10 protein-coding genes are annotated in these 12,947 nt (G+C 55.1%); 5 read left to right on the top strand and 5 right to left on the bottom strand.

The features are described 5' to 3' along the window. Positions 1-29: 29 nt before the first annotated feature. Positions 30-1,421, bottom strand: coding sequence for an NAD-dependent malic enzyme (locus CKL79_RS02395; protein WP_121967967.1), 1,392 nt, complete (start codon positions 1,419-1,421; stop codon positions 30-32). Between the two features lie 145 nt (positions 1,422-1,566). Between CKL79_RS02395 and CKL79_RS02400 the strand changes: the two genes are divergently transcribed. Further along, positions 1,567-2,190 (top strand): SRPBCC domain-containing protein, encoded by a 624-nt coding sequence (locus CKL79_RS02400; protein ID WP_205878964.1) that lies wholly within the window; start codon positions 1,567-1,569, stop codon positions 2,188-2,190. Between the two features lie 27 nt (positions 2,191-2,217). Here CKL79_RS02400 and CKL79_RS02405 read toward each other — a convergent pair whose 3' ends face one another. Together CKL79_RS02405 and CKL79_RS02410 are read right to left on the bottom strand one after the other, a co-directional pair. Further along, complete coding sequence (locus CKL79_RS02405; protein WP_121967968.1) at positions 2,218-3,066, bottom strand: DUF6816 family protein; 849 nt, start codon at positions 3,064-3,066, stop codon at positions 2,218-2,220. An 85-nt stretch (positions 3,067-3,151) separates the two neighbouring features. Beyond that, complete coding sequence (locus tag CKL79_RS02410) at positions 3,152-5,248, bottom strand: DUF3352 domain-containing protein (protein ID WP_121967969.1); 2,097 nt, start codon at positions 5,246-5,248, stop codon at positions 3,152-3,154. Between the two features lie 485 nt (positions 5,249-5,733). Here CKL79_RS02410 and CKL79_RS02415 point away from each other — a divergent pair, with 485 nt between their 5' ends. The 3 genes from CKL79_RS02415 (at position 5,734) to CKL79_RS02425 (ending at position 11,473) form a co-directional block, all read left to right on the top strand. Further along, entirely contained in the window at positions 5,734-8,757 is a 3,024-nt protein-coding gene (locus CKL79_RS02415) for a glycerol-3-phosphate acyltransferase (protein WP_121967970.1), read from the top strand. Positions 8,758-8,854: 97 nt separating this feature from the next. After that, positions 8,855-9,808, top strand: coding sequence for an alpha/beta hydrolase (locus tag CKL79_RS02420; RefSeq protein ID WP_121967971.1), 954 nt, complete (start codon positions 8,855-8,857; stop codon positions 9,806-9,808). 246 nt (positions 9,809-10,054) lie between these two features. After that, complete coding sequence (locus CKL79_RS02425) at positions 10,055-11,473, top strand: DEAD/DEAH box helicase (RefSeq protein ID WP_121967972.1); 1,419 nt, start codon at positions 10,055-10,057, stop codon at positions 11,471-11,473. Positions 11,474-11,513: 40 nt separating this feature from the next. Here CKL79_RS02425 and CKL79_RS02430 read toward each other — a convergent pair whose 3' ends face one another. Both CKL79_RS02430 and CKL79_RS02435 read right to left on the bottom strand, forming a co-directional pair. Beyond that, complete coding sequence (locus CKL79_RS02430) at positions 11,514-12,008, bottom strand: DUF29 domain-containing protein (RefSeq protein ID WP_121967973.1); 495 nt, start codon at positions 12,006-12,008, stop codon at positions 11,514-11,516. Between the two features lie 70 nt (positions 12,009-12,078). Next, entirely contained in the window at positions 12,079-12,738 is a 660-nt protein-coding gene (locus tag CKL79_RS02435) for a Uma2 family endonuclease (RefSeq protein ID WP_346427037.1), read from the bottom strand. A 67-nt stretch (positions 12,739-12,805) separates the two neighbouring features. Here CKL79_RS02435 and CKL79_RS23020 point away from each other — a divergent pair, with 67 nt between their 5' ends. After that, a complete protein-coding gene (locus CKL79_RS23020) occupies positions 12,806-12,946 on the top strand; it encodes a hypothetical protein (RefSeq protein ID WP_170943934.1) in 141 nt (46 codons plus the stop codon). The last annotated feature ends 1 nt before the right edge of the window (position 12,947 follow it).

Consider the following 12,947-nt stretch of genomic DNA (forward strand, 5'->3'; position numbering starts at 1 on the left):
AGATCTCAGTGCTCTACCTGGGGTTACAGCTATTTTTTGGCAATCCCAGCCGCGCGAGCCACTTCTTTGACAGCCGCTGCCACTGCCGGAGCCACTCGCCGGTCAAACACTGACGGCACAATTTTATCGGCACTGAGTTCTGTCTCGGAGACAAGAGAGGCGATCGCCTTGCTTGCCGCTAAAAACATCTCGGTGGTAATCGCCTGCGCCCGGCAGTCTACCGCGCCACGAATCACGCCTGGAAAAGCCAGCACATTATTAATCTGGTTGGGGTAGTCGCTGCGCCCGGTCGCCATCACTGCCGCAATGCCGGCCACCAGCTCAGGCTGAATTTCGGGCACGGGGTTGGCCATAGCAAATACAATCGGGTCAGCTGCCATAGCGCGCACCATCTCCACGCTGACCACGCCTGGCGCACTTACCCCCATAAACACATCTGCGCCCTGCATGGCATCGGCCAATGAGCCTGACTGCGGCACTGCAAACTCTTTTTTAGCCTCGGTTAGGTCAGAGCGATCGCTCCCAATAATCCCTTTAGAATCGCAGATAATCAGCTGCTGCACCCCCGCCTGACGGAACAGCCGGCCCATCGACAGCCCCGCTGCCCCGGCCCCATTGATCACCAGGCGAATATCACCAATCTGCTTGCCCACCACCTTCAGCGCATTCGTCAGCGCTGCCAGACTGACAATCGCGGTACCGTGCTGATCATCGTGAAAAATGGGAATGTCTAAATCAGCCTGCAGGCGTTTTTCAATTTCAAAGCAGCGCGGCGCGCTAATATCCTCTAGATTCACCGCCCCAAAGACCGGCGCAATCCGCTTTACCGTCTCAATGATTTCTTCGGTATCTTGCGTATCTAGGCAAATCGGAAAGGCATCGAGCCCGGCAAACTCTTTAAACAGCATGGCTTTACCTTCCATCACCGGCATGGAGGCTGCTGCGCCCAAATTGCCCAGCCCTAGCACCGCACTGCCATCGCTGACAATCGCCACCGTATTGCCCTTGATCGTCAGGTCGTAAACGCGCTCTGGATGCTGGGCAATCTCAACGCATACTCGTCCGACGCCTGGCGTATAGGCCATCGCCAGATCGTCTTGTTCGCGCAGCGGAATCTTGGGCTCTACGCGCAGCTTGCCGCCCCGATGCAGAGCAAACGTCCGATCATCTACCGACTGCACCTCAATTGTTTTTATAGCGCGCACGGCAGCCTCTATACTATTGGCGGCTTCTGTGCTGGCTGCATCGACCGAAATTTCTCTGATGATAAACTCGCGGCTTTTTTCGATGACTTCGATATTGCCAAGATTACCGCCCGCCTGGGCGATCGCCTCAATCACCGCCGCCAGCCGACTCACCTGATTTGGCAGCTTGATCCGGAGGGTTAAACTGTAGCTAGGATTCGGCGTCAAACTAACCATGAGTTATAAAGATGAAGTAGGAAGGATGAATGATGAGTAAAAGACTATCGCTTTTTCATACACTTCGAGCAGAGACACGCCGGGAAACCTAAAGACCTATCCTGATCTTGCCTTCATCGTTCATCGTTCACCCTTCCTACTTCCAATGCCTACCCTCTACGCCGAAATCGACATCAACGCGCCGCAAAGCGTCGTCTGGGATGCCCTCATCCGCAAAGAACAGTGGCGCTTTTGGAATACTTTTCTCTATGACTGCAACCCCAGCTTGCAAATCGCTCGGGGTAACGAAATCTTCCTGTCAATGCAGCGACTAGAAGGCGACGAAGAAACCGAATTTCAGCCGATTATCACGATGCTGCGCCCTCCCTACCTGATGCGGTGGGTCTCGACCATTCCCGGTCTGCGCAGTGAGCACCTGTTTGAACTGCAAGAAACGGTACCGGGCCGAACGCACTATATTCACCGGGAGGTGTTTTCAGGCATTCTCTCTAAGGTGTTTCTACCGTTCATCCGGCGAGATGAGCGTCAGGGGCTAAGACGCATGGCCCAGCAGCTCAAGATGCATGTGGAGGGTACGATGTTGAGCGATCGCCCGCAAAGCCACCCCGACGACCGCCACCCCGACGACCGCCGCCCGGACTACGATGGTCGTAGCTATGACAGCAGAGACAGCCGCCGCGACTATCCGCGTGACCATGATCCGCGTGACTACGATCCGCGCGATTATGATCGCCGTGACTACGACTACAGGCCCCGCCGTCCACGCTAGTAAGCCTGCTCAGAAAGGCTCTAAGCCCTATCGGTTGTACGCATCGACCGAGCTAAACGATAGCTGATACCGGTAGAGAGCCACCGGCTGGTCTCGGGTCTTAAAGTAGTTGGGGTCTTGAGGCGAGAGGTAAATAGCTGTGATTTGGTCAGCGCCAATTGGGAAATTTGGGTCTGAGCGCTTGCGGTAAAAAGTCGTATTTTCGACCTCGTTGAGATAGATCGCAGGCTCGCGGTCGGGAGTTTTAAGGTTGCGAAAAAATTGCTGAAAGACTTCTGTGGTCGCAAAAGATCCTGAGTTTGGCTCTTCTACCTTGCGGCCTGTCACCGTAGAGATCAGCTGCTGGTTACCCTGCAAAAAAGTGATCTGTCGATTGGGGTTATCCGGGTCTACCTTGACCGCTTTTACCCCCTCTTCACCCAGATAGGCCCGCGCCAGGCTGAGCCCATTAAACGCCCGGTCTGCAATGATTTGCACTTCGTCATCATCGCCGCCCGGTATTGCCCGATCTAAAAAGCTCCCTTTCGGAAGCGTGTGAGGGATAAACCGCACAATCGCCTCGATGGGCCGATACAAAAACTGCCGATTGCCTTCAAACCCCGGCGTCACAATTTCTGGCGCAAAGGGGGCCACCATATCTACTAGCGTAGAGGTCATGCGCCAGCTGCCTGACATCCAGCTAGGATAAGCCAGATCGCCGTCAGAAACTTGCACAGGCGGCTTGTTCTGCCAGTTGGGATAAGCCTGCTGGCGTTCGGTCAGGGTTTCTGCGCCTGCCTGCCCGCTGCAGGTTAGCCAGACTAGGGCCAGCAAGCTCAGCCATACCAGGTTGCGTCGCACTCGCTTCCACAGCAGTTGTTTTCCGACTGGTTCCATTGCTTCAGCGGATTAGCCGCCCTCACTTCTTTCAAGCCTGTCTTTTAGCTTAGCTTAGCGCGATCGCCTATCCATCCCAACCAGCCTACTCAGCCGTCGGTTCTACTGCGGGTTCGACGATGACCGGTTCGACTGTGACCGGTTCTGCCATGGGCGCAGCGAGCGGCTGTCCCGCCTGCACTGGAGCTAAATTCATCAGCGAATCTAGCTGCCAGTAGTCGCGGGTGCTAGAGGTAGTGCTGCCAAAGCTGCGGATCGTTCCTAAAAAGCTCTTAACGGTTTGAAAAAACGGATCGTTTGGGGGCACGGCCAACCAACTGCTCAGCAAACTGTAGATTAAAGACAGCGTAGAGCCAGCGTTGAGATACGAATAGCCATTATTCGGATGAGGCAGCGAGCCAGTCGTCTCTATGAAAGTAGAAGAGCGCTCTATTGACTGGAAATCGGGCACATTCAGTAGCTGTGCCATCGCCCGAGTGCCAGAGGTAAACACCACCGTATCTTCAGAAATCCAGCTGTGAGCAAGCACACTGAGCGGCTGAGTCGGGCCAAAGTAGGCTGGAATCTGCCAGCTAACTGCCGGGATATCATTGATATTAGTGGTCGTAACGCTCAGGGTTCGCCCCACCACGTCGCTACTGCCAACAAAAGTATCCAGCGCGTCCAGTGCCTTTTGCGCCGTCGCCCGGTCGCTCGTCTGAATGGCTATCCCCGTTTCAAGATTAAACTCGGGCCGAAAGCTGCCACCGCCCGCATTAGGGACAAAGAACAGTACGATTTCTTTGTCCATCCAGCCCAATAGCTCTGTGTCCAGATCCAGCCCTAAGAACGTCGAAACTGTGTTGCGCGCCTGCTGTAAAAATTCGCGAGTAGGTTCGCTCAGGGCTAGACTTGCCGCAATCTGCCGCCACAGCCCGGCCAGATCGCGACCGCTATTGAGCGAATAGGCGGGGGCCGGGACAAAGCTCAGCGCTGAATCCGCCTCTGGCAGCTCGGGAGTAGCGACGCTGCGCACCAGGTCGTTGCCGTAGAGTCGTCCCTGGAGCCGGATGCCTTCTGCCTGCAGGTAAATCAGGCTGTCAATGGTTACCCCTTGTAAGGCGCTGGCGGTGAGCGATCGCGCTTCTAAAGGCAACGTCAGCTGCGGTATGAGTTCGGGCAATCCCGGAAAAGGAGTCGGGAGCCCTGGTAGCGGTGAGTTGAAGCCAGATAGTCCGCCGTCGAGGTTGAACTTAACGGTTTCTGACAAGTTGGCATAAAAGCGAGCGATCGCTCCTTCTGAGTCGGTGTATTGCGATCGCAAAAACAAGGCACTGTCGGCCAGCGAGGGCTTAGCTAACTGCTGATAGTCAATCAGCGTTTTTAAGGCGGCTGGCTCCTGAGCGAATACCAGGTAGTTGTCTAAGATGGCAACCGCAAGGCCCGGTATCCGGTAGATATAGTCTCCTTCTTCGAATTCACCGGGTACGGGCAATCGCTGAGGAGTCGGCGGAGAGACTGCTTTGGCAGCGCCTACTGCTGGGGGATCTGTCGTCGGCTCAGGTAGCGGTGCGGGCTGCTCGTAATCATCGTCAGCGCAATCTGCTTCGTAGCAATCGTCGTCATAGTAATCGTCATAGCTTTCGGTGCGAGTCGGCCATACCCATAGCGCTACTCCCTCGTAAGTGCTCTTTTCAGGAACTTCGTCAGCGCGGGCAGTTTCCAAGCGTTCTAAGAAAGGCGGTAGTGCCTGTTGATTGGCGACCGGAACGACCGTCAGCGTGGTAGCGGCAATATCGCTGACGGCAATGCTGCGGGGCGTGGTATCGGGTAAGACGGCGATCGCCACCTGCTCACCAATCCAGGGCTGAACGTCGCGGGCATAGTCTATGCCCGGCAGTAGAATTGGCAAATTCAGCGGACTGACGCCGCCGCCGGTAAAGGCGGCAATCTTAGCAAATAGCTCAAACTGTTCTAGCGCCTGCCAGTCTGCCGCTTGCGTAGTCAGAAAAAAGGCAATGGGGGTGTTTTCTGGCAACATCTGCGCAACGTGCGGCTGACGAGATGCGGCAGGGTCATCAACGCCTCTCTGGGCCAGCGCTGGCGCTGAAAGAGCAGGCAGCGCACTCAGGGCAAAAAGACAGGCTGCCAACCGCCGGGGGCGATCGCTTTTGAGCAGGAGCGCTATATCCCCAAAAGTCATGCTTAAGGTCCTGTGAAGTAAATAGCAGTTTGGTCTTTTCGTCAGCGCCTGTTCGTCAGCGTTAGTAGAGCCATCAGGCGAGCGAGGTAGCTCACCTAGAGCTTTCGCCCCAAAAGTTCGTAAATCCGCACGGGTTTACCGTATCACCGGCACTGTAGACTGACGCTGTAGACAGCAGAGCAGCTTTAGGGCGTTTAAATCAACTGTAAAAATAACAATTTGCAGAAAAATGAGCCGCTCAAGACAGTTCTCCTCATTTACTCTGCTGCTAGTTCTACGAGTGAAGTTAGGGCGCTGGTGTAGCGCTAGTTGATGCGGGATGAATTTTCACCGTCCTAACTAACGTCTTTTTTTTGTGTCGCTTGCCATCGTAGAATCGCTACACAGCGAATGCTCAACAGCTGATATGACTAGTGGACCCATCAGCTTTTTTGCCAGTCACTGACCTTCTCTGTCATGCATAGTGACTAACTTGTGACTAAACTATGGCTCAAGTCATCGGCGCACTGCTGATTTTTACGCTGGTTCCGGTGCTGGGTGCGCTGCCGCTGACAGGCTGGATTGTCCGGCTGCTGACGGGTAAGCAGCTCGCCAAAATTGGGACAGGCAATGTGGGTGTCTCTGCCGCTTTCTATCATGGGGGCACAGCTGTTGGCTTGCTTTCTGTGGCGGCTGAGGCGATGAAAGGCATCGTCGCCGTGCTGATTGCCCGCTATTTTTTTGGCGGTGACCCGATCTGGCCGGTGCTTTCTCTCATATTTTTAGTGATGGGCCGGTACTGGGGCAGTCAGGGAGCGGGCACAACGAATGTCGCCTGGGGTTTTCTGGTCTACGATCCGGTGGTGACAGGTCTGGTCTTCTTGATTAGTCTGTTTGGCTTTACCGTTTTTCGAATGCGGCAGCAGGGGCGACTGCTGGTGCTGGTGCTGATGCCAGTGCTCACCGCGCTGCGACATCCTGCGGATGGAATGCGGGTGCTGATAGTGGCCTGTCTATCTGGGCTGATTGCCTGGATTTATCAAAAAATACCGGATGATCTAGAGATGCCTGCGACCCAAAGTGCCGGAAACTCACGGCGGCTGTTTCGGTTTTTTCAAGGCGATCGCGCCCTCAAATCCCTATCTACCGTTTTGTCGGCTGACGAAGTTGGCAATAAAGCCGCGACCCTGTCTCAGCTCTACGCCTGGGGCTATCCGGTGCCGCCGGGCTATGTGCTGCCTGCGGGTGATGATCCAGCAGCGCTGATTGCAGCGGTTTCACCGAGCGCAGCAGACCCGGTCGTCGCCAGATCTTCCGCTATTGGCGAAGATAGTCTCACCGCTTCAGCAGCCGGTCAGTACGTCTCAGTCACTGAAATTATGAGCACAGCGGCTTTGGGCCAAGCGATCGCCGTCTGTTTTGAAGCTTACAACCGACCTAGCGCCCTTCGCTACCGCCGGGATCGGGGCCTGCCCGAGGGCAAAATGACAGTGCTGGTGCAGCCCTACATCACCGGGGTATTTTCGGGCGTTGCTTTTAGCCGCGACCCGATCACTCAAGCCAGCGAGGTGGTGGCAGTAGAGGCGCTGCCAGGCGGCGCTGATCGGGTGGTTTCGGGGCAGATTACACCGGAGCGCTATCAGGTCAGTGTGAGCGAGCCGTCAGCCCATTCAGCGGCCCATTCAGGGACGTGGGAGCTGCCGCCAGAAGAGACGCTGCCTGTGAACGGTCAGGGGCAGGTGCCGCTGCGGCTGATTCAGCAGGTGGCTTATCTCGCGCGTCATATCGAAAATAGCTGTCATGGCGTGCCGCAAGACATTGAGTGGACCTTTGATGGCGAGCAGCTCTGGGTGTTGCAAAGCCGCCCGATCACCACATTGCTACCGATCTGGACGCGAAAAATCGCTGCTGAGGTGATTCCGGGCGTCATCCGCCCGCTCACCTGGTCGATTAATCAGCCGCTGACCTGTGGCGTTTGGGGCGATCTGTTTACAACCGTGCTTAAAAATCGAGCCGCCGATCTCGACTTTTCGCAAACGGCCACGCTGCACTATGCCCGCGCCTACTTTAATGCCACGCTGCTGGGCGATATCTTCACCCGCATGGGCCTGCCGCCCGACAGTCTGGAGTTTTTGACCCGAGGGGCTAAGTTTAGCCGCCCGCCGCTGCTGGTCACCCTGCGCAATGCGCCGGGGCTGCTGCGATTACTGCGGCAAGAGATGTCGCTACCGGCTGAGTTTGCCCAGGCCGATCAGAGCGTCTTTAGCCCGGCCCTGCAGCACTGGCGGCAGCAACCTTTGGCACAGCTCTCAGAAGGTGCGATCGCCGAACGCATTACCGAAGTCCTCTCTCTGCTGGAGCAAGCCACTTACTTCAATATTTTGGCTCCGCTGAGCTTAGCCTTGCGGCAGGCCATCTTCAAGGTAGATTTGGCCGCGCTTGACAGTCGCCGCAATCCCGAATTGCGAGCGCTGGAAGATTTAAAGAAAATGGCGACTCAGCTGCGATCGCTCCTCCCCGAACTCGGCTTAAGTTCAGATATCAGTACAGACCCTGATTCCGATACGCGCACGCCGCCGAGCAACGGAGCCTCTTTGTTTGCAGCTCTTTCTGAGCATCCCGACGGTCAGCTAGCTTTTGACCAGCTTGACCAGTTCTTAGATGAATATGGCTACTTGAGCGAAGTCGCGACTGATATTGCAGTGCCCACCTGGCGCGAGTCGCCGCAGCCTGTCCGCGAACTGCTGACTCAATATCTGTTTGACCCACCCGCGCCGCCTGCTGAGCGTAAAGCGGTGACCGGATGGCGCGATCGCCAGGTGCAGGCCCGCTTAGACTTAAAAGGCCGGGTCGCAGAAGTCTACGACCGGCTGCTAGCCGTTCTGCGAAGCTGCTTTGTCACCTTAGAAAGCCACTGGCTGAAGTCAGGCAAACTAGCGCTGCAAGGCGATATCTTTTTCCTCACCTGGACCGATATTCGCACCCAAATAACCGCCCCTCTACCTGCCGCCGAGCTGCAGCTTAAAGTGGATACCGCCAAAGCGCTCTGGCAGCGTCAGGGTAAGTACCGGGCTCCCTACCTGGTCTACGGTCAGGCCCCGCCAGTACCCGTTGCCGCTAAGCCCCTGATCTCAGCAGGCATTTTGCGCGGTATTGGGGCCAGTGCCGGACAGATTGAAGGCACCGTGCGCGTGTTAGAAAATCTGGCAGATGCCGCCGACTTCAGCGCCCCGTCAGCTAGCTCCTCAACTCAGGATTTCCCAACTGTCGAGGCCCAGACTGTCGATGCCCAGACTATTGATGCCCAAACCATTTTAGTAGTGCCCTACACCGATGCTGGCTGGTCGCCTCTACTAGCTCGCATCGGTGGACTGGTCGCGGAAGTCGGCGGTCAGCTCTCGCATGGAGCCATCGTCGCCCGCGAGTACGGCATTCCTGCTGTGATGGATGTCACCGACGCCACTCAGCGACTGACGACTGGCCAGCGTGTCCGTATTGATGGACAGCAAGGAACTATCGAAATCTTGTAGATTGAGTACAGAGTAAACTGTGATACACCAGACACTCAAAATAGACCTGAAGACACCGCTCTGAATACGTCACTAGAATACGCCTGATTTAGCCGTAATGACCTCGACCCAAACTTCTTCACAAGGTGTCTCTGAGGGCACCTTTAGCGGCTCAAATTCTCTCCAGCTTTTCTACCAGAGCTGGTATCCGCCTTCGCTGACAGAAACGACGGCTGATATATCAGCTGCAGACGCTAATCCATCAGCCACAGCCGGATCACCAATCCGAGGCGTATTGGCTTTGATACATGGCCTGGGCGAACACTCGGGGCGCTATTGCAATGTGGTCAAGGCACTGACAGCAGAGGGCTACGCGGTTTTTGCTTTTGACAATCAGGGGCACGGTCGGTCTGAAGGGCAGCGGGGGCATATCGACCACTGGCAGGACTATCGCAAAAATACTCAGGCTTTTCTACAGATGGTTCGCCAACAGGAGCCAACCGCGCCCTTGTTTCTGATGGGGCACAGTCTAGGCGGTCTGATTGTGCTTGACTATGTGCTGCGCGGCGCTCAGTCACCTCAGTTTCAAGCGGTAAACGTTCGGGGGATCGTAGTCAGCGCGCCGCCTATTCAGCCTTTTAACAGCACGGCTAGTTCGGCGCGAATTGCACTGGCTCGTCTGCTCTCCGGACTTTTACCGCGTCTGACGCTGCGCATGGGGCTCGATAAAAGTGGCCTTTCTCGCTGCCCGGAAGTAACTGATCAGATTGCCGACGATCCGCTGGTTCACTCCTGTGTGACGCTGCGTTGGGGCACCGAGACCCTTGATACCATTCAGTGGGTAAAAGCTCATATTGATCAGCTACAGCTGCCAATTTTGCTGATCCACGGAGAAGCTGATCCGATCATCGCACCCGCTGGCAGCCATCAGATTTTTCAGCAGATTCAAACGCCTGATAAGACGCTCAATCTCTACCCTGGTAGCTACCACGAGCCTCATAATGACCTCGATGCCGAGGTGGTAACTGCTGACCTGGTTAACTGGCTGAATGGCTGCCTGGCAGAGACTTAGGCAGACGACGTTAGTGACGACTTGCGGCAATACCGCCTTTCCTTCAAAAGTCTGTTAGGATGGTGCCTTGGCTGCGCATCTAGTCTGCGCGAGTGCCAGAAGCGATATTTGCTTACGGGCGGGCTAACCAGTCACCGCTAGCAATGCTTCAAACCCTTTTATGACTTCTGCTCTTAGGCTAGTCCCGTGCACTGCGTTTGGGATAGGGCACCTCAGACAATTGCTTAGGAGCAATTTTTTCAGCTTATGACTTTCGATACTCTCGGTCTACGGGCCGAACTTTTGCGCGCAGTTAGCGAGCAAGGCTACAGCGAACCTACACCCATTCAGCGCCAGTCTATTCCGGTAATTGCGCAGGGCCGCGACGTGATGGCCAGCGCTCAGACAGGCACCGGTAAAACAGCGGGCTTTACCCTACCGCTGCTGCAAAGGCTCTGTGAGAACCTGCCAGCCCAATCTGCCCAGGAGATGGCTGCGGCTACTGCCCAACCGGCAGGCAAACGGGCCGCTAAGTCGTCTGGCCCGATCATCAAGTCTCGGTCGGCCCAGGCTCAGACCGGACACCGCTCGATTCGGGCGCTGATAATCACGCCGACTCGTGAGCTAGCCGCTCAGGTAGGAGAAAGCGTTGCCACCTACGGTAAGTACCTGCCGCTGCGCTCAACGGTCGTCTTTGGCGGGGTAAAGATCAATCCGCAGATTTCTAAGCTACGCCAGGGCGTCGATATCTTAATCGCCACGCCGGGTCGTCTGCTCGACCATGTCAATCAGCAAACGGTCGATCTGTCTCAGGTGGAGATCTTGGTGCTCGATGAAGCTGATCGCATGTTGGACATGGGCTTTATCCACGACATTCGCAAGATTTTGACGCTGGTTTCTGAGCAGCGGCAGACGCTGTTATTTTCGGCAACTTTTTCAGGGCCGATCAAAAAGCTGGCCGATAGTTTTTTGCGATCGCCCCAGCTCATAGAAGTCGCCCGCGCTAACGCCCCTGCCGAAAGCGTCGATCAGCTTGTGTATCCAGTAGATCGCCATCGCAAGAGCGAGCTGCTCTCATTTATTATCGGCTCTCGCAACTGGCAGCAGGTGCTGGTGTTTACTCGCACCAAGCACGGCGCAAATCGCCTGACCAAGCATCTGGAAAAAGACGGCCTCACGGCTGCGGCTATTCACGGCAATAAAAGCCAGGGAGCGCGCACTCGGGCACTCGCTGCCTTTAAAGCGGGGAACGTGCGGGTTTTAGTCGCTACAGACATTGCCGCTCGCGGTTTGGACATTGACATGCTGCCTCATGTCGTCAATTTTGAATTACCCAACGTCTCTGAAGACTACGTACATCGGATTGGCCGCACTGGGCGGGCCGGTAACGAGGGTCAGGCAGTCTCTCTGGTCTGCGTAGATGAGAAATCGCTGCTCAGAGATATTGAGCGGCTGCTCAAACGAGAGATTCCCAAGGAAGTGATTGCTGGCTACGACCCAGATCCGTCGATTCCGCCTGAGCCGATTCCCAATGGACGTAACAATCCGCGTGATGGCGGGAGATCTTCAAGTGGCGGCAGTCGCGGTCGGTCGTCTTCTCGGCCAAGTGGGAGTGGGCGATCGCCCACTCCGGTCATCAAGAGTCGCTCCGGCAGCGCTCAGCCTCGCCGCTCATCATCTAGATAACATAGTCAGATCATGTCAGATCAGTCGAGCCTACTGGAGATTACAGGTTAGGTTCGACTAGCCCACTGGCTTCACCCGGATAAAAACTTTCTGACAAAATGGCCTCTAGCGAGTACGTTACGCCAGTCAGAAACGTTTTCTGAGGTAGATCGGTTTCTTTCATGGCCAGCATTATCCCTTTGCGATAGGCAGTTTCTAAAGCTTCGCTGAGGTAGGGCTTAAGGCTTGGGTTGTCTGCGATCAGTTCGCTGATGTCCAATCGCTGAATGCTGATGGTCGCCAGCCAGCTACGACTGCGTTTCTCGCGCTGATATTCCCACTTCAAGAGGTGACCTATTAGCACCGCTAGGCGATTTCGCAGTTCTTGTCTTTGTTGCCTGCCCAAAGACTCAATCTCCTCAATCACATTGACCAGGTCTATTTGTTGCCACTGCTGGTTGCGCAAAAGTAAAGACTGTCGCTGCGTCCAAGCGTAAAAATCGCTCTCGTAGAGACTGTCAGACTCAGGCGCTACTTCTGAATTGGGAGAGGCCATTTCAAGTGACTCCAAACATACTCAAATTTAGCTGACATCAGCATCTAAACCCGTCCTCAAAAGCCGCCGCTCATCCTAAATCGGCCAGTCGCTTGCGCACCTGTTGACGCAACTCCCTAACGGCTCGGCCTTGGCCCACTTCTCTGGCTCTGGCCATGTATTTATCAGCAAGTTCAACGATTGGCCAGCCGGGAAAGGTAGGGCTTTCCTCGACCTGAACATATCGCCCTGCCTGCAAAACATCTATGCGAAGGCAGTCTTGATCGTATCGCCACAGTTCTGGAACGCCCAAGGCTGCGTAAAGGTTCGCCTGAGTTTTAGAGGTGAGATTTACCTCAATCGCAAGATCCGGTGGTGGATCGACCGTAAGATCGATTCGGTCTTTGTTGAGTACCCGCTCGTAGTTTTGAATGTAGAATGAGTCATCTGGCTCAACGCCTTTACCCCGATCCTGGCGCTTCAGGGTTGTAGAAGCGGATGAATCATAGTCGATGTTTTGTTCATCTAGCAAAACTTTGACAATATCGCCTAAGGCAACTTTAGATTTTTCATGCCGAAAGAGAGGGGCCACAATCGTCAGCGTATTGTTATTGTAGGCAATGCGAGTACTGCGACTTTCTCCTAGTTCAGCTAAGATGGCTTCAAATTCTGACCAGCCGATGCCTTCCAAATCAACACGTTGACTTGGCAATACTTTGATTTGTCTAAGCTGTAGGGTTACCATAGGCATCCGATGATCGCTCTTGTTCTCATTATAAAGCGATACTCCGAAGGAGGAGCCAACAACCGGTTTTGGGATGGAATTTATATCATTTACCGGCTGGGGTGACACAGCGGCTGCAGAGTATGAACATAGAGAAGGCGCTACTGCCGGTATTACCGATACTGTTGGCGCAGGTCTTGCGGGCGACGATGGCAAGGACGCTTTTTTCCGCTGAT

It is taken from the genome of Leptolyngbya sp. BC1307, assembly GCF_002286735.1.
Taxonomy (GTDB): Bacteria; Cyanobacteriota; Cyanobacteriia; order Phormidesmidales; family Phormidesmidaceae; genus Phormidesmis.